The organism is Nocardioides sp. P4_G10 (assembly GCF_056401175.1).
In genome coordinates this window covers 705,405-724,575 of sequence record NZ_JBFUJV010000001.1, presented here as the reverse complement: position 1 = coordinate 724,575, position 19,171 = coordinate 705,405, and the positions used below count along the sequence as shown (strand labels likewise).

23 protein-coding genes are annotated in these 19,171 nt (G+C 71.5%); 15 read left to right on the top strand and 8 right to left on the bottom strand.

From position 1 onward, the window contains the following. Window positions 1-111: 111 nt before the first annotated feature. Window positions 112-705, bottom strand: a complete 594-nt coding sequence (locus AC1DP1_RS03445; RefSeq protein WP_457187132.1) for a hypothetical protein — start codon at window positions 703-705, stop codon at window positions 112-114. Window positions 706-912: 207 nt separating this feature from the next. Here AC1DP1_RS03445 and AC1DP1_RS03440 point away from each other — a divergent pair, with 207 nt between their 5' ends. Next, entirely contained in the window at window positions 913-2,187 is a 1,275-nt protein-coding gene (locus AC1DP1_RS03440; protein ID WP_477505641.1) for a TY-Chap domain-containing protein, read from the top strand. Window positions 2,188-2,190: 3 nt separating this feature from the next. Here the strand turns inward: AC1DP1_RS03440 and AC1DP1_RS03435 are convergent, their stop codons facing one another. Next, window positions 2,191-2,841 (bottom strand): endonuclease/exonuclease/phosphatase family protein, encoded by a 651-nt coding sequence (locus AC1DP1_RS03435; protein WP_477505640.1) that lies wholly within the window; start codon window positions 2,839-2,841, stop codon window positions 2,191-2,193. Window positions 2,842-2,913: 72 nt separating this feature from the next. Between AC1DP1_RS03435 and AC1DP1_RS03430 the strand changes: the two genes are divergently transcribed. Continuing rightward, window positions 2,914-3,732: a nuclease-related domain-containing protein gene (locus tag AC1DP1_RS03430; protein ID WP_477505639.1), complete on the top strand. Its 819-nt coding sequence runs from the start codon at window positions 2,914-2,916 to the stop codon at window positions 3,730-3,732. Here the strand turns inward: AC1DP1_RS03430 and AC1DP1_RS03425 are convergent. Together AC1DP1_RS03425 and AC1DP1_RS03420 are read right to left on the bottom strand one after the other, a co-directional pair. Then, window positions 3,723-4,364 (bottom strand): nucleoside/nucleotide kinase family protein, encoded by a 642-nt coding sequence (locus AC1DP1_RS03425; protein ID WP_477505638.1) that lies wholly within the window; start codon window positions 4,362-4,364, stop codon window positions 3,723-3,725. The two genes, AC1DP1_RS03430 and AC1DP1_RS03425, sit on opposite strands and share 10 nt — an antisense overlap. Before the next feature lie 137 nt (window positions 4,365-4,501). After that, complete coding sequence (locus AC1DP1_RS03420) at window positions 4,502-5,524, bottom strand: hypothetical protein (protein ID WP_477505637.1); 1,023 nt, start codon at window positions 5,522-5,524, stop codon at window positions 4,502-4,504. 120 nt (window positions 5,525-5,644) lie between these two features. Between AC1DP1_RS03420 and AC1DP1_RS03415 the strand changes: the two genes are divergently transcribed. Then, entirely contained in the window at window positions 5,645-6,814 is a 1,170-nt protein-coding gene (locus AC1DP1_RS03415) for a hypothetical protein (protein WP_477505636.1), read from the top strand. Window positions 6,815-6,823: 9 nt separating this feature from the next. On the opposite strand, the gene AC1DP1_RS03410 is transcribed toward AC1DP1_RS03415, so the two are convergent. Continuing rightward, complete coding sequence (locus tag AC1DP1_RS03410) at window positions 6,824-7,651, bottom strand: oxidoreductase (protein ID WP_477505635.1); 828 nt, start codon at window positions 7,649-7,651, stop codon at window positions 6,824-6,826. Window positions 7,652-7,673: 22 nt separating this feature from the next. Here AC1DP1_RS03410 and AC1DP1_RS03405 point away from each other — a divergent pair, with 22 nt between their 5' ends. From AC1DP1_RS03405 to AC1DP1_RS03370, 8 genes are all read left to right on the top strand, one after another. Then, on the top strand, window positions 7,674-8,822 hold the full coding sequence (locus AC1DP1_RS03405; RefSeq protein ID WP_477505634.1) for a serine hydrolase domain-containing protein: 1,149 nt from the start codon (window positions 7,674-7,676) through the stop codon (window positions 8,820-8,822). Window positions 8,823-8,874: 52 nt separating this feature from the next. Beyond that, the gene (locus tag AC1DP1_RS03400; protein WP_477505633.1) at window positions 8,875-9,333 is read left to right on the top strand and encodes a DUF4265 domain-containing protein; all 459 of its coding nucleotides are present in this window, start codon (window positions 8,875-8,877) and stop codon (window positions 9,331-9,333) included. Further along, the gene (locus AC1DP1_RS03395) at window positions 9,330-9,923 is read left to right on the top strand and encodes a hypothetical protein (protein ID WP_477505632.1); all 594 of its coding nucleotides are present in this window, start codon (window positions 9,330-9,332) and stop codon (window positions 9,921-9,923) included. The genes AC1DP1_RS03400 and AC1DP1_RS03395 overlap by 4 nt, the downstream gene beginning before the upstream one ends. A 25-nt stretch (window positions 9,924-9,948) precedes the next feature. Beyond that, on the top strand, window positions 9,949-10,353 hold the full coding sequence (locus tag AC1DP1_RS03390) for a hypothetical protein (protein ID WP_477505631.1): 405 nt from the start codon (window positions 9,949-9,951) through the stop codon (window positions 10,351-10,353). Between the two features lie 72 nt (window positions 10,354-10,425). Further along, window positions 10,426-10,665, top strand: a complete 240-nt coding sequence (locus tag AC1DP1_RS03385) for a hypothetical protein (RefSeq protein WP_477505630.1) — start codon at window positions 10,426-10,428, stop codon at window positions 10,663-10,665. A 4-nt stretch (window positions 10,666-10,669) separates the two neighbouring features. After that, window positions 10,670-11,170 (top strand): mycothiol transferase, encoded by a 501-nt coding sequence (locus tag AC1DP1_RS03380; protein ID WP_477505629.1) that lies wholly within the window; start codon window positions 10,670-10,672, stop codon window positions 11,168-11,170. Between the two features lie 50 nt (window positions 11,171-11,220). After that, complete coding sequence (locus tag AC1DP1_RS03375; protein WP_300046832.1) at window positions 11,221-11,442, top strand: hypothetical protein; 222 nt, start codon at window positions 11,221-11,223, stop codon at window positions 11,440-11,442. Window positions 11,443-11,489: 47 nt separating this feature from the next. Further along, window positions 11,490-12,965 (top strand): cryptochrome/photolyase family protein, encoded by a 1,476-nt coding sequence (locus tag AC1DP1_RS03370; protein ID WP_477505628.1) that lies wholly within the window; start codon window positions 11,490-11,492, stop codon window positions 12,963-12,965. Between the two features lie 19 nt (window positions 12,966-12,984). On the opposite strand, the gene AC1DP1_RS03365 is transcribed toward AC1DP1_RS03370, so the two are convergent. Then, window positions 12,985-13,404 carry a hypothetical protein gene (locus AC1DP1_RS03365; protein ID WP_477505627.1) on the bottom strand — a complete coding sequence of 140 codons (420 nt, stop codon included), beginning with the start codon at window positions 13,402-13,404 and terminating at the stop codon, window positions 12,985-12,987. Window positions 13,405-13,475: 71 nt separating this feature from the next. On the opposite strand from AC1DP1_RS03365, the gene AC1DP1_RS03360 reads away from it, so the two are divergent. Continuing rightward, window positions 13,476-14,234, top strand: coding sequence for an MOSC domain-containing protein (locus AC1DP1_RS03360; protein WP_477505626.1), 759 nt, complete (start codon window positions 13,476-13,478; stop codon window positions 14,232-14,234). 9 nt (window positions 14,235-14,243) lie between these two features. On the opposite strand, the gene AC1DP1_RS03355 is transcribed toward AC1DP1_RS03360, so the two are convergent. Beyond that, window positions 14,244-14,564: a hypothetical protein gene (locus tag AC1DP1_RS03355; protein WP_477505625.1), complete on the bottom strand. Its 321-nt coding sequence runs from the start codon at window positions 14,562-14,564 to the stop codon at window positions 14,244-14,246. A gap of 166 nt (window positions 14,565-14,730) precedes the next feature. On the opposite strand from AC1DP1_RS03355, the gene AC1DP1_RS03350 reads away from it, so the two are divergent. Beyond that, window positions 14,731-16,098, top strand: a complete 1,368-nt coding sequence (locus AC1DP1_RS03350; RefSeq protein WP_477505689.1) for a GntP family permease — start codon at window positions 14,731-14,733, stop codon at window positions 16,096-16,098. Beyond that, window positions 16,095-16,610, top strand: a complete 516-nt coding sequence (locus AC1DP1_RS03345) for a gluconokinase (protein ID WP_477505624.1) — start codon at window positions 16,095-16,097, stop codon at window positions 16,608-16,610. The genes AC1DP1_RS03350 and AC1DP1_RS03345 overlap by 4 nt, the downstream gene beginning before the upstream one ends. 21 nt (window positions 16,611-16,631) lie before the next feature. Here the strand turns inward: AC1DP1_RS03345 and AC1DP1_RS03340 are convergent, their stop codons facing one another. After that, the gene (locus AC1DP1_RS03340; protein WP_477505623.1) at window positions 16,632-18,200 is read right to left on the bottom strand and encodes an FAD-dependent oxidoreductase; all 1,569 of its coding nucleotides are present in this window, start codon (window positions 18,198-18,200) and stop codon (window positions 16,632-16,634) included. Window positions 18,201-18,267: 67 nt separating this feature from the next. Between AC1DP1_RS03340 and AC1DP1_RS03335 the strand changes: the two genes are divergently transcribed. Further along, entirely contained in the window at window positions 18,268-18,828 is a 561-nt protein-coding gene (locus tag AC1DP1_RS03335; protein WP_477505622.1) for a helix-turn-helix domain-containing protein, read from the top strand. Window positions 18,829-19,171 lie beyond the last annotated feature (343 nt).

Genomic DNA, 19,171 nt, shown 5'->3' with positions numbered 1-19,171 from the left:
GTCGGGGGTGGTCGAAGGCGTTCCGTACCCGAGGGTCGTGGCGACATGCAGTGGCGGTGAGATCGACCGCCCCGGGGCTCCCGAGCGCCCCGGTGCACCCCGCGGGACGTCTCAGCGCGACGCGAACCAGGGGCGGTGCAGGTCGTAGAACTCCGCGTCCGTCATGGCGTACTCGAGGTCGGACCGGACCTCGGGCGGCGGCTCGACCTGCTCACCCTGACGCGCCGCGGCCTCGCTGGTGAACGCGACGGTCTCGGTGAAGGTGCCGTCCGGCTCGACGGCGAGCGTGCCGCCGATGATCTCGGGCCGCATCTGGTGCAGGGAGTCGGTGTCGGCGGTCATCATCGACCTGAGGCGGTCGACGTCGTCGACCTTGCCCCGGATGATCTGGACGAAGCCCGCACTGTCCGACCCGCCGTCCATCATCAGGGTGACGTCGTCACAGTCGTGGAACTCGACCGGACCGTCGAAGAGCTCCATCATGCTGGCGGCCCAGGCGTCCTGCTCGGGCCTGCCTGAGTTGGACATCGCGGACTCCCGCGAATCGAATCTGACGACGCCCACGAACATGTCGTCGTCGGTGAACCCGTAGGTCCCTCCGAGCCAGCCCGGTGCTCCGCTGCTGAGCTCGTTGCGCCACGTGTCCAGGTGCTCGTGGAGCTCCTGCTGGCGCGTGCATGTGCCTTGGATGATCTGGATGAACACGCTGCCCCTCCTCGGTGTGGTCACCCACCTCTCGGGAATGGGGGGTGGGAGGGCAATCCTCGAATCTACGCCGATGCGGCGGTGGGTGACAGGACTGCCGGAGTGGGTTCTAGACCGCCTCGATCCGCGCCGGGGAGCACTGTCGGTGGTCGTCCCTAGAGTCGTTCTCGTGGGGATCGCGGGGGCGATCCGGTGAGGGGTCGAGGCATGGGCGGAGAGCTGGAGCGTCGCTGGGACGACGCGGTGGAGGGGGCCTGGCGGGAGTTCCGCCAGCGCCTGGCGGACCACGTCGCCGGGATGGGTGAGGACGACTCGATCGTCGTCGAGGTGCCGCCGCAGGAGGAGACCGGGGCGGCGCCCTACTGCCAGGTGGCAGGCGGTGAAGCGGTGGTGCGCGTCGAGGCGGTGAGCAACGTCTACCTCGCGGCCGGGTCCGAGCTCGACGAGGAGCAGGAGCGTGCCCTCGAGGGGATCGGGTTCCGACGACCCGAGGCAGAGGACTGGTCCGAGGGCGAGACCAACTTCTGGCTCGACCTCGAGCTGCGGGAGGCCGACCGGGCAGCCGTGATGGTGGTCCGTGCGCTGCGCGAGGTCTACGGCGTGCTCCACCCCGTCTACCTCGACGCCGACGGGCTGGAGCCGGAGGGTGCCGTACGCCCTCTGCCGCCGAAGCCGCAGCGCGTCCAGCCTGACCCGGACGAGGTCGTCCGACCGACGTCGGTCGAGGAGGTCCGAGCGGTCATCGACCTGGCCGTGGCGGACAGCTACGACGAGGCGCCGGAGTGGGACGACGACGGCGACCTCCCGCTGCCGACGGAGGACCAGCTGGTGTGGGTGTCGGTCAACAAGAACGCTCCGCGGGTGCTGCTGTCGTGCCTGCTGGTCGACGACGTGGCGGACCGCCAGGCCGCGTTGGTCGAGGTCAACCGGCTCAACCGCACCGAGTTCGGCCTGACGTTCTTCCTCACCGACCAGCGCATCAGCGTCACGCGCGAGCTCGGGCTCGAGGTGGCCGAGCCGGCCGCTGTCCGCATCGAGGTCCTCCGGATGCTGTCGCAGGTCGACGGCTGGGCCCGTGACCTCGCCGAGCGCGTCCGCACGGCGCCCGAGCCTGTGGGCGAGCGGCCGGGCAGTCGGTTCGAGACGGCCTACGCCGTGATGGCGGAGCTCGAGCGCGACGACCGCGGGTCGGTGGGTCCGGCCGCGATGGTGCGGATCTACGGCAACGACACCGGCCTGCTGCTCAAGGCGATCCGGATCACCGAGAAGCGCCGCCGCGAGACGCGCACGCGGATCAGGGAGGCACGGGCAGCGGGGCAGCGCAGCAGGGAGAAGGTGCTGCAGGCCCGGCACGACTACCTCCGCGACCTGGCGGCTCGGATGCGCGCCGGGCTGCGCCTGATGGTCGACGCCCCGGTGCGCAAGGTGCAGCTCGACCAGCTCGCGCTCTTCGACGAGGACGAGGCCGGGACCACCCGGTGACGATCAGAGGTCGGTGTCGACGACATAGGCGTCGTGGTCCGACAGGCGCTTCCACTCGTGCGTGGCTTCCACCCGTCTGGCGGTTGCCGCTGTCCCCTCTGGGACGGCGATGTGGTCGATGCTGAGCAGCCCCTCGATCGGGTGCGGCAGCTCGGCAGTCGGGACCACCAGTCTGAGCTCAGCGACGGCCCGTGCGATCTCGCGGCGACCGCCCTGCGATCCGGCGTACTCGCGCCCGTCCAGGGCGTGGTTCCAGTCGCCTCCCCAGACGAGGGAGTCAGCGGCTCCGAGGCGCAGGACGAGGTCGTCGACAGCGTGCTTGGTCTTGTCGGCGTGGCTGGCCCCGACCCACGGATGACGCGATCCGCATGACCTCCACGGCAGCACCGAGCTGACGTACGACGTCGCACCGACCTGCGCCGCAGCGCTCGCTGGGTGCGGATCCGGGCTCGAGGTCAGGGGCAGCCGGCTGGCCACCGCCGCCCACCGACGTCGCTGGGCCATCAGCGCCAGCGACGGACTGACGGCGTACCCGGGAAGGCTCGTCCGTTCGTTGACCTCGGTCAGCAACCACACGTCGCAGTCGGCATCGAGCATCAATCTCCGGTGCTCGTCCGACCAGCGTCCGGCAAGGTTCCACGTCCCGATGCGCACGGCGGCATCATGGCGGATTCGGCTGCATGCCGCGGTGGCAATGCCTAGGCTCGTGCGCCGGGGGTGACAGGAATGTCAGCAGGAAAGTCGGCGTACGACGTTGCGCGCAAGCAGCGGGACAAGGCCGCGCGCCTCGAGCGCTCGGCCGCTCTGTGGGAGCAGGGCGCGGCGGGGGAGGTCGCTGTCGCCACGGCGCTGGCCGCGCTACCTGCCGACTGGGTCGTGCTCCACGACCTCGCGTGGCCCGGGCGCCAGCGCGCCAACCTCGACCACGTCGTGATCGGGCCGGGTGGGGTGTTCGTCGTGGACGCCAAGAACTGGTCGGGGCGTGTCGAGGTCCGTGACCAGGTGCTGACGCAGAACGGGAGACGCCGCGAGGACGCCGTCTCCTCCGTCACGGCGGCAGCGATCGCGGTGCAGGCACTGGTGTCGCCACTGGACTGTGTCGGCGTGCTCTGCTTCGTGCGCGACGAGGAGGTCAATGCCACGTCCTCGAACGTGACGGTGTGCTCGACGGCGAATCTCGTTGGCGTGCTGACCTCTCGCCCGCCGGTGCTCGGGCCGGACGAGGTCGCGCGCTGTGCGGATGCGATCCGTCATGGCGCGGTGCGGCCGGCTGCGCCAGCACCCAAGACGGCGAGGCCCGCGCGCCGTTCGTCCAAGCGTCGTTCTCGGCCGGTGGTCGCGCTGGCGGGCACCCTGTTGCTGCTGGCCGCCGTGTTCACAGGGGGTCTGCAGGAGGCCGGAGAGTGGGCAGGTCAACAGCTCGTCGGTGTGATCGCGCCCGATGAGTCCTCGGATCCGGCTCCCGTGCCGAAGCAGAAGCAGAAGAAGGACCCTGCGCGGAAGAAGGATCAGGCGAGCAAGAACGCTTCCAGCGGTCAGGGCTGATCCAGCTGTACCAGCAGGTCCGCGGAGTCGCGGGTGGCGCTGATCAGTCGTGCGTTGGGTTCGTCTACCTGGTCGACCCACGCCCGAGCGGCCTCGGGGGACTTGCCGAACTGCTCGTGCCGGCGCACCAGTCGCTCACGGCGTACGTCGTCGTCGCCCTCGACGTGCCAGACCTCGGTCAGCAGCGGGCGTGCGCGCTCCCAGCCGCAGTCGGGCAGGAGGAGGTAGTTGCCCTCGGTGACCACGAGCCGCGCTGACGGCGGGATCGCGATGGCGGCGGCGATGGGCTGCTCGAGGTCGCGCTCGAAGCCGGGGGCGAAGAGCGTGCGGTCGGGTTCGTCGTTCAGACGGCGCAGCGCGGCGACGTAGCCGTCGACGTCGAAGGTGTCGGGCGCACCCTTGCGGTTGCGGCGCCCGAGACGGTCGAGCTGGACGTCCGCGAGGTGGAACCCGTCCATCGGCAGGTGGCCGACCGCGTCCGCGCCCATCGCGGCGCTCAGGTGCGACAGCAGCGTCTCGGTGAGCGTGGACTTGCCGGCGCCGGGGGCTCCCGTGACGCCGAGGAGAGCACGACCCGGCCGGTCGAGGAGCGACGTCGCGCGGTCGACCAGCGCTGACAGGGCGCCTGTCACGGTTGCCGGTCGCTGTCAGGCGTGGAGGTCGGGACGCTCATGCCCCGAGCGTAGATGGCAGCTCCTGCATCGAACACGTCCACGAATATTGCTGACTGCGCGCCTTCACCTTCCACCTGCGCAGACAGGTCAGCGCCTCAGTCCCCGTCGTCGGTCCACCTTGTTCGACGTGCGTCCAGCGTCTCGCGCGCCAGCACGTCGTAGTGGTCCGGCGGCAGATCGAGCGCTCGCCGGACGCGCGATCGGCCGATGAGCGCGTACTCCTCCTCGTAGGCCGGAAGGTCCTGCTGTGGGTCGAGATCGCGAAGCCCGATCGTGAACCAGCGCATCGCCTCCTGCAGACGACCGGCTTCCTCGAGGGCGTCGGCGATCCTCTCGATGGCCTCGGCCGGCAGGCGGGGACCGCGGCGGCGGAGCTCGTCGAGCAGTGGCTCGGTCTCGTCTCCGCGGCCACCGCCGACGAGGTAGGAGACACGCATGGCCCTCAGGACCTCAGCGTCGTCGTGCGCGGTGGGGCCTGCCTGATCGAGGAACGCGAGCGCCGCGTCGACCTCACCTCGCATCGCCCGGTGGTCGGCGATCACGTGCAGCACGTCGAGCCTGCCGGGGTCGCCGACGGCCATCGCCGCGAACAGCTCCACGGCCGGCACGACGGTGTCGACGTCGGGGTCGATCTCCCACGAGTCGATCAGGTCGTGCACCTCGTCCAGCGAAAGCGCCATGGCGCCATCGTCCCGCATGCTGCGCGAACGACTACCTGATCCCGACCACGTCGGCCGGGATCGGACGGATCGCACCGCGGGTGGCGAGGTGCACGACCTCGCACAGCACGGAGGCGCGGCGTGCGCGGCGTACAGGCTCGTCGCCCAGGCGCGGTCGATGTCGGTGATGGTGCCCTTGCCCGGGCGGGAGCGGAGGAACGCGACGCGAAGGCCCGGTGCGACCTCGCGCTCGAGCATGACCAGGAGCTTCGCGAGGCCGTCGAGCTCCTCGGTCTCGGGTGGGTGTGCGGTGTCTGCGATCTCGGTCAGCTGGGGCAGCGGGCGGTCGTCGACGATGAGCATCATCCAGACGCTGTGGCCGCCGTAGCTCCACGGGCCCATGAGCTCGCGCCACGCGTCCTCCAGCTGTGACTGGGTGGTGAGGACTGGTTCGTACATGGCGTCGAGACTGCCCCCAGACGCTGCCCGTGGCGAACGTGTCTCCACAGGGTTTGCGGTTGTCCACAGATCCGGTCGGGCGGCTTGTGGCGGCGATCCGCGCAGTCCTTGGGTGGAGGTATGTCTCGGAACCCCACTCCCGGCTTTCGCCGGCTGCCACGCGTCGCCGACCGGATGACCGCGGCCCACTTCGACCTCGTCGCGCAGTCCCTCGCTGCCGAGCGGAGCGGCGATGCCGCCCGCGCGCTCGAGCTGCACTCCCGCGTCCCCGCCCTCAACCTCCGGAGTCGCCACCACGTGCTGCTCACCCAGCTCGCCTCGCTCGGCGACCACCTCCCTGACTGGGTGTGGGCGCGCTGGATCGCCTACCAGGCCGTGCGCTGCGAGGACCGGGAGTCGGACACGGGACGGGCCCAGCGGCTCGCGCTGAAGTACGCCATCGAGACCTTCCACGACGACCAGCTCGCCGACTGCCACGCAGACGGGGGCGACCCGGTCCGGGTGATGGCCTGGGTGGCGTCGGAGTCCTGGTTGTTCCACCAGGTCCTCGTCCACGAGCTGGGCGGACTGGAGCGCTTCGTCGACGAGATCGCGACCGGTCGCCTCGCCGAGCACGCGGAGCTCGCGCGGTCATGGGTGGGATCACCCGTGGGCGGCTACCAGGTCGGGGCGAGCCTGCCCGGCGGACGCCTGCGCGTCCACGACCCGGCCGCCGGCTCCTGGCTCGAGGTCCTCGATCTCGGCGCCAGGTCGGACGCCGGTGATGACGGGTGGGTCCTCGGGCGGCTGGTGCCGAGCGGGGTCGACGACCTCCTCATGTTCGACACCCCGCCGATCGCGGTGCCCGAGCCCGTCGCCCGCGACGTCGCCGGTGCGCCGCAACCGTGGATGCGCATCAGGGAGTCGCTCGACGAGGGCAGGCTCGTGGAGCGTCGCTTCATGCGCGCCGACCACGAGCTGCTGACCGACGTGCTGTCGATCGACCTGCTCCGGATCGGCACGGCTGCCGCCGACCTCGAACGGGTCACCGCGCAGCTGCGATCGGGGCGCGACGAGATCCCACGGGCGGCCTTCCGCATCCTGCGGCGAGCCGTCGACGGCGGCCTACGACAGTCCGACGCGTCGCACGTCGCGGCGGCGGTCCTCCAGCCGAGCGCGCGGGCCGACGCGCACAGGATGCTCGTCCGCGAGGGCCACTACGACGTCTGGGCGCGGTGGGCCGCGCTGGTCCACGAGCCCGCGCGTGGTCTGCTCCTCGACCTCGCCGAGGCGGGCCGGGCCGCCGGATGAGGTCGGTGGCTACCGCGTCCCGTAGGTCCGGCTGACGACCTCGTCGAAGACCCGGTCGGGCAGCAGGTCGCGCGACGTCGTGATCGTCCGCGCGCCGCGGCCGACGGGGTAGCGCGCGGCCGGACGCTTCGCCAGCGCGGCCTTCACGATCTTGTCCGCCACCTCCTCGGGCGTCGACGCACGGGACGGCTCGTCGAAGCGCTCCATGACGCCGTGGGCGTGACGGGCGTACGACGCGTAGGGGCCGTCACCGGACCGCTCGAGCAGCGAGTCGCGGGCGATCTCGTTCCACTCGGTGCGGATCGGGCCGGGCTCGATGAGCACGACCTGGATGCCGAAGGGCCGCAGCTCCATGCGGAGGCTGTCGCTGAAGCCCTCCACGGCGAACTTGGTGGCGTGGTACCACGCTCCGAACGGCTCGTAGAACTTCCCGCCGATCGAGGAGATGTTGATGATCCGGCCCGACTCCTGGGCGCGCATGTGCGGAGTGACGAGCTGGACGAGGCGGGCAAGTCCGAAGACGTTGACCTCGAACTGCCGCCGCGCCTCGTCGATCGGCACGTCCTCGACGGCGCCGTACGAGCCGTAGCCGGCGTTGTTGACCAGGAGGTCGATGCGCCCCTGCTCGTCGATGATCCGGTCGATGCCGGCGACCATCGAGGCGTCGTCGGTGACGTCCATCAGATGTGTCTGCACGCCGAGGTCGGACAGGGAGGCCATCCGGTCGACGCGTCGGGCGACGGCGTACACGACGAAGCCCTTGGCCAGCAGGGCGCGTGCGGTGCTCTCGCCGATGCCGGACGAGCCACCGGTGACGAGGGCGACGGGGGAGGTCATGGATGGAGCGTACGGTCGGCACATGGCGGACCTCGAGGAGACGCTGCATCCGTTCGTCGACTCCGGCGACATCCCGGGCCTCGTCGCACTTGTGGCGCGGTGCGACGACGTCGAGGTCGTCGCCCTCGGCACCCGGGACTCGAGCGGTACGCCGATGCGACGCGACGCGCTGTTCCGCGGCGCCTCGATCACCAAGCCGGTGACGGCCGCGCTGGCGATGACACTGGTCGAGGACGGCCGCATCGATCTCGAGGCCCCGGTCGCGGACCTGCTCCCCGAGCTCGCGGAGCCGCAGGTGCTGCGGACGCTGGGGAGCCCGCTCGACGACACGGTCGCGTGCGAACGGCCGATCACCGCCCGGCACCTGCTCATGGGAACGGCGGGCCACGGCTTCTGCACGTGGGAGTCGGCGGTCACGCCGCTGCTGATGGAGCGGCTGCACCAGGCGGCGGACGACATCCACGAGGTCCCGGCGCCGGACGAGTGGATGCGGCAGCTCGCGAGCATCCCGCTGATGCACCAGCCGGGCGACGGCTGGACCTACAACGCCTCCTACGACGTGCTCGGTGTCCTCCTCGCACGCGCGGCCGGGATGGACTTCGCCGACGTGATGGCCGAGCGGCTGCTCGACCCGCTCGGCATGGCGGACACCGGCTTCCACGTGCCCGCAGACAAGGTCGACCGGCTCACCACGATGTACGGCGCCGGCGACGGCGGGCTGGTCGTGCGCGACGAGCCGGACGGGTTCTTCACGCGCCCGCCGGCCTTCCCTTCCGGGTCCGGCGGGCTCGTCACCACGGCGGACGACTGGCTGTCCTTCGGGCGGATGCTGCTCGCCAAGGGCGGCGACGTGCTGAGCGACGAGTCGGTGCGCCAGATGACGACCGACCACACGACGCCGCGACTGCGGGAGATGGGCGGCTTCTTCCTCGACGGCCAGGGGTGGGGGTTCGGTGGTGGGGTCGACACCGAGCTGATCGACCCGTGGAACGTGGTCGGCCGCTACGGGTGGGTCGGCGGCACCGGCACGTCGGCGTACGTCCATCCCGACGGGACCGTGGCCATCCTCCTGACGCAGGTGGTGCTCGGCTCGACCGGCGTCGAGGACCTGCTGAAGGCGTTCTGGACGTCCACCCGCACGGCGGGAGACAAGCCGGCGACGGGTCCCTAGGGTCGAGCGCACCGACAGCGGTCGGCCGCATCCGACCAGAGCCGAGGTGGCCATGAGCGTGCGCGAGGCGGTGCACAGCGACCCGGTGTGGCGCGACCGCGCCGACTTCATCATCGCCACGAGCATCGATCCGGGCAGCACGGGAATCACCACCGAGCAGCTGTGGGCACGGCGTCTCGACGACGAGCGCTTCGAGGTCTGCTGCATCCCCTTCTTCGCGTACGACGTTGCGCTCGGCGACACGGTCGAGGTCGACGCCGACCACCTCGTGACGCGGGTGGTGGAGCCGTCCGGCCGCTACGTCTTCCGCGTCCACTTCGGCAGGCCCGAGCAGCCGCGCGACGACGTGATGGAGCAGCTCGACGGGCTCGGCGTCCTCGTCGAGTGGTCGTCCGACAGCCTGGTGGCACTCGACGCCCGCGATGGTGACCATGCCCAGCAGGTCGCGGACGTCCTGCAGGAGCGCGAGGACCGGGGAGACCTCCTGTTCGAGACGGGGAAGCAGCGATGAGCAGGCGCCGACCGAAGGCGGCTGATGAGTTCATGAAGGAGCTCCAGGCCGACCCGGAGTGGCGGGCAGTCCAGGCCGCGAATGAGCGCCGGGTGGCCGGGCAGGAGGCGTGGCACGCCGAGCAGGAGGCACCGGTGGTGGCGGCGCTCGCCGAGGTGGGCGTGGAGGTCGAGTCGGTCTGGGACCTGGTGAACGGCAAGGACGACCACTACGCGGACGCCGTCCCTGTTCTTGTGGAGCACCTGCGGGACGATTCCTACCCCGACCGCGTGCGTGAGGGCATCGCGCGATCGCTGTCGTTCCGCAAGGCGGCGCCGGCCTGGCCGGCGATCGTCGAGCTCTACCGATCTACGACCGACTCCTTCGACCTCCAACAGGGACTGGCGGTGGCGATGGCAGGCGCGGTCACCGATGAGACGGTCGACGAGCTCGTCGCAGAGGCGCACCGGGAGGAGCACGGCGAGTCCCGGCTGCTCCTCCTGCTCGGGCTCCAGCGGCTGCGGACGCCCAAGGCGAGGAAGGCGCTCGAGGGCTTGGCCGACCACCCCGAGCTGGGCGACAGCGCGACCAAGAAGCTGGGAAACCGATGACGTACCTCGAGGCGGAGGAGCCACGATGACCGCAGGGACGACGAGGACGTACAGGATCCTCAGCGCGACGGAGACCGACGTCGTGAGCCTCGGCCAGAGCCGCGACGACGTCCGCGCGAAGTTGGGTGACTTCCGGACCTTCCGGCGTACGCCCCAGAGCGAGGAGGCCGACCACTTCGTCGACAGCGGCGCCATGGCGACGTACTCCCCGGACGGGTCGCTCGTGCTGCTCGAGCTGACCGACCCGGCCGAGGTGGAGCTGCAGGGAGTGCAGCTGATCGGTGAGCGGGTGGAGGCGCTCGTCGAGGCGCTGGGCATGAAGGGGTTCGAGGTCGTGCCCGACGAGATGGGTGCCGTGGTGCCCAGCCTGTCAGTGGGCCTCTACGCCCCCGACGGCACCGTCGAGGGCGTCGGGCTGGGGAGCGACTGACGGACGAGACGCTGGTGTGAGCACACCCCGTTGGACGGTTGTCCCCACCACGAGCCTCACTACCGTGGACGCATGACTGACGACGTGAAGCAGGCAGCGATCGAGGCCGCCCAGCGAGTGGTCGACGAGGTCTCCTCCTGGCAGTACAGCGCCGAGGACAGCACCATCGCCGAGCAGTTCGACGAGGGCCTGGCCAAGGCGCAGGTGTCGGTGAGCGGCGACGAGCGCACCCGCATCCTCGCGGAGATCGACGGCATGAAGGACGAGAAGTCCTCGGCTCCGCAGGTCCGGTCCGCGGCGCCGGCGGAGTGACGTCATGGATGTGCGCGGGCTGCTGACCGAGGGCTTCGGCCGGATCACCGAGCTGTACGACGGCATCGCGGCGGACCTCGACGACGAGACCCTCCACCACCGTCCCGGCGGCACCGGCAACCCCGTCGGGTGGCTGCTGTGGCACCTGGCGCGGGTGCAGGACGACCACGTCGCCGACCTTGCCGGGGAGCCGCAGGTCTGGGAGCGGTTCCAGGACCGCTTCGGCCTGCCCAACGGCACCGGCGACATCGGTTACGGCCACACGAGCGAGCAGGTCGACGCGCTGCGGATCGAGGACCCGGCACTGCTCGCGGAGTACCACCACGAGGTCACGCTCGCGACCGCCCGCTACCTGCAGACCGTCGACGAGGCGGAGCTCGAGCGGGAGGTCGACCAGCGGTGGGACCCGCCGGTGACCGCGGGGCAGCGGCTGATCAGCATCCAGGGCGACTGCCTCCAGCACCTCGGCCAGGCGGCGTACGTGAAGGGGCTCGTCGGGCACTGATTCGACGCCGATCCCCCACAAACGTCTCGGGAGGGCCATACTTGGGGGTGATGACCACTCCGAGCGGCCGACGGCCGAAGCACCTTGCCAGCAGTCCTTTCAAGCCGGCCGTTGAGCCGGTCGTCGAGGTGTTCGAGGTCGGCGACCGCGTCACCCACGACATCTACGGCCTCGGCCAGGTGACCCACGTCGACAGCCAGGCGGTGACCGCGGACTTCGGGTCGAAGTCCGTGCGGATCGCGCACCCCTACCCCAAGCTGCACCACCTCTGAGGCGCTGCCGCCCGCGCGGGCGGCTGCCGGCTGCCTAGGCTGGCCGCATGACGACGCGGTGGCTCTTCGGCGACCAGCTCGGACCGCACTTCGTCGACGACCACCGCGGCCCGCTGCTGATGGTGGAGTCGACCGCCGTCTTTCGGAGACGGCGTTTCCACCGGGCGAAGGCGCACCTCGTGCTGAGCGCGATGCGGCACCGCGCCGCCGAGCTCGGCGACCGGCTGACCTACGTGCAGGCGGAGACGTACGCCGAGGCGGTCCGCGAGGTCGGCGGTGACGTCGAGGTCGTGCACCCGACGTCGTACGCCGCGCTGGGGCTGGTCGAGCGGCTCGGCTGCACCGTCCTCCCGCCCCGCGGGTTCGCGACCGCGCGGGAGGACTTCGAGCGCTGGGCCGAGGGCCGTCGCGGCAAGCGGCTGCTCATGGAGGACTTCTACCGGCGGGCGCGCCAGGCGCACGGCGTGCTCCTCGACGGCGGCGAGCCGGCCGGCGGGCAGTGGAACTTCGACCACGACAACCGCCGGCCGCCGCCGAAGGGCGCCGACACGCTCGGGGTCACCGAGCCCTGGTGGCCCAGCGAGGACGACATCGACGCGCAGGTGCGCGAGGACCTCGACCGATGGGAGCGCGACGGCGAGGTGTCGTTCATCGGGCGGGACTCGCCGCGCATCTTCCCGGCCACCCGACGCCAGGCGCTGGCTGCGCTCGAGCACTTCGTCGAGCACCGGTTGCCGGAGTTCGGGGCACACGAGGACGCGATCCTCGAGGGCGACCCGTGGATGGCGCACAGCCTGATCAGCGCGCCGATGAACCTCGGCCTGCTCGACCCGCTCGAGGTCGTCGAGCGGGCAGAGGAGGCCTACCGCAGCGGCGCGGCGCCGATCGAGAGCGTCGAGGGCTTCGTCCGCCAGGTCATCGGGTGGCGCGACTACGTCTGGCACGTCTACTGGCACATGGGCGACGGCTACCGCCGCGAGAACTCGCTGGCCGCACGGGAGCGGATCCCGCAGTGGTTCGCCGAGCTCGACGGCGCGGCGACCGACGCGCGCTGCCTGTCCCACACCCTCGACCAGGTCGCGGAGCACGGCTGGGTGCACCACATCCCGCGGCTGATGGTGCTGGGGTCGTACGCCCTGCAGCGCGGGTGGGCGCCGACGCAGGTCACCGACTGGTTCCACCGGGCCTTCGTCGACGGCTACGACTGGGTGATGGTGCCCAACATCGTCGGGATGTCGCAGCACGCCGACGGTGGCCAGATGATGACGAAGCCCTACACGTCGGGCGGCGCCTACATCAACACGATGAGCGACCACTGCGGATCGTGCCGCTTCGACCCCAAGGTGCGGGTGGGGGAGGACGCATGCCCGTTCAGCGCGGGCTACTGGTGGTTCCTCGACCGGCACCGGGAGACGTTCGAGGGCAACCACCGCATGTCGCGTGCGGTCCACGGGCTCGACCGGCTCAAGGACCTCGCCGAGCTCGTCGAGCAGGAGGACGCGCGAGGCAACCGACCGCCCTGACGCCCGTGGTCCGCGTCCGTCAGCGGCAGGGGAGGGAGCCGATCGGGTCCGGGCGCCCGAAGAGCTTCACGCCGCGGGGAAACGGTCGGTCGTCGGTGTCGCCCTCGTCGGCGAACTCGAGCCCGGTCGCCGCGCTCGCCCGGTCCAGTGCCAGGCGGACCAGCTCGCTCCCGCCGGGCGGCTCGCCGGCCGGATTGATCCGGTAGCGGACCTCCTCGCACGGGTCCCAGCCGACCGGCTCGTCGCTGTCTGGCTGGGTCATCGCCCAGGTGAAGGTCCCACCCTGTCGTACGACGCTCGGCGCCGGCAGCGGCCGCTCGGGCCCCAGCCCCACCGCACGCCGCACGGGGTCGAGCTGCTCGGCCGGGTGCCACACCACGACCGCAGCGAGCATCGCGGCGGTGAGCGCCACGGTCAGCCGGGTCGAGGAGCGGGACACCGGGGCAGTGTCCTCGGTGCACGGGCGGTGTGTCAGGAGGTTGGCTCGGGTCGCCGTGGAACCATGGCCACATGCCGGCTGAGCTCGTCGTACGCCAGGCCGGGTTCGCACCGGTCAAGGGCATGCGGCACCTCGCCCTCGACGCGGTCGACCTCGACGAGCACGGCGCCGTCGGCGACCGGTCCTACTGCCTGGTCGACGTGGACGCCGCGCGCGTCCTGAGGACGGTGCAGCACCCGGCGCTGATCGGCGTCGTGGCACGGGTGGACGAGGACGTCCTCGGCCTGACGCTCCCGACCGGCGCGTCCGTGGTCGCGCGAGCCGACCGGGACGGCCGGACGATCACCTGCGACTACTGGGGCCGCCCCGTCGACCTCGAGCTCACCGACGGTCCGCACGCCGCGCTCCTCTCCGCCTGGCTGGGTCGGCGCGTGCAGCTCGCGGCCGCACCTCGCGGCGGGGTGGTTTTCGGCGACCCGCTCACCGTCGTCGGCACGGCGTCGCTGCGAGAGCTGGCGCGACCTACGGGTCATCCCGCACTGGCCGACCAGGCGGCGCGACTGCGGTCGACGCTGGTCGTCGAGACCGACACACCCTTCGTCGAGGACTCGTGGGCGGGACGCGACGTGGTGGTGGGGCAGGCCACGGTGCGGATCGGCGGACCGGTCCCGCGCTGCGCCGTCGTCGACCACCACCCGGAGACCGGCGCGAAGGACCTCCGGCTGCTGAACGCCCTGGTGCGGGAGCGCCCGACCAACCGGGCCGGTGAGCCGATGCTGGGGGCCTACGCGACCTGCACCCGGCCCGGGCGGGTCACCGTCACGCGCTGACACCCGTCGTCAGCGGTCCACGTCGCGGCGGTCGACCTGACGCGGCACCGTCGGTCGCTGCTCGAGCTCCGCGAGCTCCTCGCGTGCAAGGTCGAGCGAGCCGAGGAGCGCCGACAGCGCGTCGATGGCGTCACGGGCGGCGTCGTCCCACTCGTGCCATCCCGAGCCCTGGTGCCGGACGGTGCCGCCCTGCCACGCCACCACGAGGGCGTCGAGGCTCGCCTCGGCGGCCCGCCGGCGGGCGTCGACCTCGGCGATGCGAGCGGCCGCGAAGGAGGAGACCACCGAGCGGCCCGAACGGTCGTGCTGGAGGTGGCCGGAGATGATCATTCATTGTCATTACCCACGCCCCGGGCGGGCCTACACGCGCTTGACGAGATCTGGAGACAATCGAGAGCGCTCCTTTCACCTGCGGAGCGCCGACCCGGGCGGCACGGCGGAGCACCTAGGGTGGAGCGACCACCCCGCCCATCTCGGAGGCTCCTACGTGGACACCATGACCCCCGTCTACAGCTCGGCCACGCTGCTGATCATCGCAGCCGTCGCCGTCGCCGTGCTCCTCGTCCTGATCATCGCGCTGCGCATGCACGCCTTCGTGGCGCTGGTGCTGGTCAGCTTCGGCACCGCGGTCGCGGCCGGCGTGCCGGTGGCCGAGGTACCGACCATCGCGATAGCCGCCTTCGGCAGCACGCTCGGCACGGTGGCGCTGCTCGTCGGGCTCGGCGTGATGATCGGCCGGCTGCTGGAGGTGACCGGGGGAGCGCAGGTCCTCGCCGACACCCTGGTCAGCCGCTTCGGCGAGAAGCGGGCTCCCCTGGCGCTGGGCGTCGCCGCCCTGTTGTTCGGCCTGCCGATCTTCTTCGACGCCGGGCTGGTCGTGTTCCTCCCGATCATCTTCTCCGTGGCCAAGCGCTTCGGTGGCTCCGTCCTGATGTACGCCCTCCCGGCCGCGGGTGCGTTCGCCGCGATGCACGCCATCGTCCCGCCGCACCCCGGACCGGTCACCGCAGCCACCGAGATCGGTGCCAGCATCGGCCTCGCGCTGCTCATCGGCGTCGTCGTCGCGGTCATCGCCTGGTTCGTCGGCGTGTACGCCGTCACCCTCGCGTGGCTCGGCAAGGTCTACGTCCCGATCGACGACTCGGTGCTGACCGGCGGCCGCGAGGCCGACACCGACAACCCGCCGGCGTTCTGGCACGTGCTCGGCATCCTGCTCCTCCCGCTCGTGCTCATCGGCGCCAACACGGTGCTCACCACCCTGCGGGCCAACGGCACGATCGAGGAGGAGGGCGCCTGGGCCGACGTCCTCGTCTTCGTCGGCCAGACGCCCGTGGCGCTGCTGATCGCGCTGCTCGTGGCGACGTACACCCTGGCCGTCCGTCGCTACTCGTTGGCCGAGACCGAGTCGCTCCTCAACGACTCCCTCGGCCCGATCTGCGCGATCATCCTCATCACCGGCGCCGGCGGCATGTTCGGCGGCGTGCTCCGCTACAGCGGCATCGGAGCAGCACTGTCGGACTCGCTCGACGACCTCGGCCTGCCGCTCATCGTGAGCGCRTTCGTCATCGCCACCATCCTGCGCGTCGCGCAGGGCTCGGCGACGGTCGCGTTGACCACCACGGCCGGCCTCCTCTCCGCCGGCGTCGCCGAGGCCGACCCGACGAGCCTCCAGCTCGTGGCGCTGGTGCTGTCCATCGCGGCGGGGGCCACCGTCCTGTCGCACGTCAACGACTCCGGCTTCTGGCTGGTCGGCCGGTTCTTCGGGATGGACGTGAAGACCACCCTGAGGACCTGGACCGTCATGGAGACCACGCTCGGCGTCAGCATCTTCGTGCTCTCCCTCGGCCTCTGGGCCCTCGGATGAGAACACCCGACGCACCGCTCCACCTCGTCTTCATGGGGGTCTCCGGCTCCGGGAAGTCGACCGTGGCGCGGGCGGTCCAGGAGCGGCTGGGCTGGGAGCTCGCCGAGGGCGACGACTTCCACCCGCCGGAGAACGTCGCGAAGATGCGGGAGGGCATCCCGCTCAAGGACGCCGACCGCTGGGGGTGGCTGGAGTCGCTCGCGGAGTGGACCGCCGAGCGCGACGCCCGCGGCGAGCCGACGCTCATCGCCTGCAGCGCCCTGCGCAGGACCTACCGCGACGTGCTGCGGCGCGGGGGCGAGGGCACGTTCTTCGTCCACTGCACCGGCGACAAGCACATGCTGCTGGAGCGGATGAGCGCGCGCGACCACTTCATGCCGCCCAGTCTGTTGGAGTCGCAGCTCGACACGCTCGAGCCGCTCGAGCCGGACGAGCACGGGATGGACGTCGACCCGGCGCTGCCGGTCGACCGCCTCGCCGCGATGGTGCTCGCCCGGCTCGATATCGCCTGACCGACCCGTCGGATCGTCGGGTCAGCCCACCCGTCGCGCGCGCAGCACCGCGTCGGCGATCTCGATCTGCTCACCCGTCTCCGGGTGGGCCTGCGTCCGGGGCCGCGACTCGGACACCTCCACCTCCCACGCGTCGTCGAGCGCCGGGAGCAGCTGGTCGGCGGTGTGCATGAACGAGTGGTGGCCGTGCCGCAGGCCGGTGTGGACGTCGCTCGGCGCGTGGCCGACCACGAGCAGGGTGCCGCCGGGCGCGACCGCGGCCGCCAGGCGGCGTACGACGTCGACCATGCCGCCGTCGGGCAGGTGCACGAAGTGCGAGGTGACGAGGTCCCAGGTCTCGCCGTCCGGCTCGAAGCTGCGCACGTCGATGCGCCTGGTCCCGACCCGGTCGCCGAGCTCCGCCTCCGCGGCGTGCTGGGCGACCCGTTCCAGCGCCGCATCGGCGAAGTCGGACGCCGTCACCTGCCAGCCGTGCTGCGCCAGCCACAGCGCGTCGCCGCCCTCGCCGCACCCGACATCGAGCGCGCGGCCCGGCGTGAGGTCGGCGGCCTCGGCCTCGAGCTGGACGTTGACGCGTCCGCTCCACACACGGTCGCCGGAGTAGCGCTCCTCCCATGCCGGCTGCTCGAAGAAGTCGTCGCGGAGGGCCTCGACGGCCTTCGTCGCGTCGGCGTTGGCGAGCTCGGCGTTGATCCAGGCTCCCACCCGGTTGCCGTGGGCCGCCGAGGCCATCAGGGTCATGGAGATGTCGGTCGCGTTGCCGGCGGCGAAGACGCCGGGGACGGCGGTCGCACCGGTGGGCTCGACCGCGATGACGGAGCCGAGGACCGCGCCGGCCATCTCGAACGGCGTCGGCTCGATCCCGAGCGGGCCGAGGTAGTCGGCTCGCACGTGAGGCTTCGTCGCGACGACGATCGCGTCGCGCTCGAGCAGGGAGCCGTCGGCCAGACGCAGTCCGACCAACGTGTCGCCGTCGGTCACCACCTCCCGCGGCGTGCCGTGGGCGAACCGCACCCCGATCGCGCCCAGCTTCTCGACCTCCTCGTCGGGCAGCTCGACGCCGTCGTGGACGACCATGACGACGTCGTCGGACAGCTGGCGGAACAGCAGACCGTGGTGGGCGGCCATCGGCGTCGTCGCGAGGATCGCGAGCGGCTTGTCGCGCACCTCCCAGCCGTGGCAGTAGGGGCAGTGCAGCACGTCGATGCCCCACCGCTCGGCCAGCCCCGGCACGTCGGGCAGCTCGTCGACGACGCCACCGGTGACCAGCACCCGCCGGGCGCCGTACCTCCGTCCGCCCTCGGTGGTGACCAGGAAGGAGTCGGCCTCCCCGGACAGGCCGACCACCCGGTCGGTGACCACCGCGACGCCGTAGGACCTCACCTCGTCGCGGCCGGTGGCGAGCAGCTCCAGCGGGGAGACGCCCTCGCGGCCCAGGTAGTTGTGGGCGTGGCCGGCGGGGGCGTTGCGGGGCTCGCGCGCGTCGACCACCAGCACCGACCGCTTCGACCTGCCCAGCGCCATCGCACCGCTCAGGCCGGCCGCGCCGCCACCGATGACCACCACGTCGTACGTCTCGTTCTCACTCATGTCCCCGAGCATGCAGGGGCCGTGCGATATTGACAAACAATCTTGCCGGAGTGGCAAACTGGGTTGCATGGACGACGAAGGAGTGCTGGCCGCCGTCGGTCCGCGGCTGCGCCAGCTGCGGCTCGAGCGGGAGGCGACCCTGACCGACCTCGCCGAGGAGACAGGCATCTCGGTGAGCACCCTGTCGCGGCTGGAGTCCGGCCAGCGCAAGCCCACCCTGGAGCTGCTGCTCCCGCTCGCGCGGGCCCACCGCGTCGCCCTCGACGAGCTGGTCGACGCGCCCGAGACCGGCGACCCGCGGATCCGCTCCAAGCCCGTCGTGCGACACGGACGCACCTTCATCTCGCTGACCCGCCGGCCCGGCGGCCTGCAGTCCTTCAAGATGGTGATGCCGGTCGAGAAGGACCCGCGCCCGACGTTGCAGACCCACGAGGGCTACGAGTGGCTCTACGTCCTCAGCGGCACGGTCCGGCTGGTGCTGGGGACCCGCGACCTCGTGCTCGAGCCGGGCGAGGTCGCCGAGTTCGACACCCGCACGCCCCACTGGATCGGCAACCCCGGACCGACGCCCGCCGAGGTGCTGGCGATCTTCGGCCCCCAGGGCGAACGGATGCACGTCCGCTCCTGAGGGGTGGGCCGGCCAGGCGGCGCCGGGCTCCGTCGTACGCCTCGTCCTGAGCTCCGCGAGCGTGAACGACGAGCGTGCGGCGCGTCGGACGACCACAACCCAGCAAGCGGCGATGGTCTGGGCGGGACGCATGACGACGCACGCGACTTCTGGTCGTCCGACGTGCCGGGGCCGGTCCGCGGTTCGAGCGACCGGCCCTTCACGAGATGGAGGGTCGTGGCGCTGAAGCCTGCCGCACGGGCGGCCGGGGAGGGAGGGCAGAGGGCCTCGAATCGCTCCTTACACCGCCTTGACCCGAGTTCTCGGAAAACGCCACGGAATGTCGCCGAACTCCTTAGGTTGA

Excerpts from the sequence above, each read along its gene's own strand:
- AC1DP1_RS03440 (WP_477505641.1), top strand. The coding sequence starts at position 913 with ATGGGCGGAGAGCTGGAGCGTCGCTGGGACGACGCGGTGGAGGGGGCC.
- AC1DP1_RS03430 (WP_477505639.1), top strand. The coding sequence starts at position 2,914 with ATGTCAGCAGGAAAGTCGGCGTACGACGTTGCGCGCAAGCAGCGGGAC.
- AC1DP1_RS03420 (WP_477505637.1), bottom strand. The coding sequence starts at position 5,524 with ATGTACGAACCAGTCCTCACCACCCAGTCACAGCTGGAGGACGCGTGG.
- AC1DP1_RS03415 (WP_477505636.1), top strand. The coding sequence starts at position 5,645 with ATGTCTCGGAACCCCACTCCCGGCTTTCGCCGGCTGCCACGCGTCGCC.
- AC1DP1_RS03410 (WP_477505635.1), bottom strand. The coding sequence starts at position 7,651 with ATGACCTCCCCCGTCGCCCTCGTCACCGGTGGCTCGTCCGGCATCGGC.
- AC1DP1_RS03405 (WP_477505634.1), top strand. The coding sequence starts at position 7,674 with ATGGCGGACCTCGAGGAGACGCTGCATCCGTTCGTCGACTCCGGCGAC.
- AC1DP1_RS03400 (WP_477505633.1), top strand. The coding sequence starts at position 8,875 with ATGAGCGTGCGCGAGGCGGTGCACAGCGACCCGGTGTGGCGCGACCGC.
- AC1DP1_RS03395 (WP_477505632.1), top strand. The coding sequence starts at position 9,330 with ATGAGCAGGCGCCGACCGAAGGCGGCTGATGAGTTCATGAAGGAGCTC.
- AC1DP1_RS03390 (WP_477505631.1), top strand. The coding sequence starts at position 9,949 with ATGACCGCAGGGACGACGAGGACGTACAGGATCCTCAGCGCGACGGAG.
- AC1DP1_RS03385 (WP_477505630.1), top strand. The coding sequence starts at position 10,426 with ATGACTGACGACGTGAAGCAGGCAGCGATCGAGGCCGCCCAGCGAGTG.
- AC1DP1_RS03380 (WP_477505629.1), top strand. The coding sequence starts at position 10,670 with ATGGATGTGCGCGGGCTGCTGACCGAGGGCTTCGGCCGGATCACCGAG.
- AC1DP1_RS03375 (WP_300046832.1), top strand. The coding sequence starts at position 11,221 with ATGACCACTCCGAGCGGCCGACGGCCGAAGCACCTTGCCAGCAGTCCT.
- AC1DP1_RS03370 (WP_477505628.1), top strand. The coding sequence starts at position 11,490 with ATGACGACGCGGTGGCTCTTCGGCGACCAGCTCGGACCGCACTTCGTC.
- AC1DP1_RS03360 (WP_477505626.1), top strand. The coding sequence starts at position 13,476 with ATGCCGGCTGAGCTCGTCGTACGCCAGGCCGGGTTCGCACCGGTCAAG.
- AC1DP1_RS03355 (WP_477505625.1), bottom strand. The coding sequence starts at position 14,564 with ATGATCATCTCCGGCCACCTCCAGCACGACCGTTCGGGCCGCTCGGTG.
- AC1DP1_RS03345 (WP_477505624.1), top strand. The coding sequence starts at position 16,095 with ATGAGAACACCCGACGCACCGCTCCACCTCGTCTTCATGGGGGTCTCC.
- AC1DP1_RS03340 (WP_477505623.1), bottom strand. The coding sequence starts at position 18,200 with ATGAGTGAGAACGAGACGTACGACGTGGTGGTCATCGGTGGCGGCGCG.
- AC1DP1_RS03335 (WP_477505622.1), top strand. The coding sequence starts at position 18,268 with ATGGACGACGAAGGAGTGCTGGCCGCCGTCGGTCCGCGGCTGCGCCAG.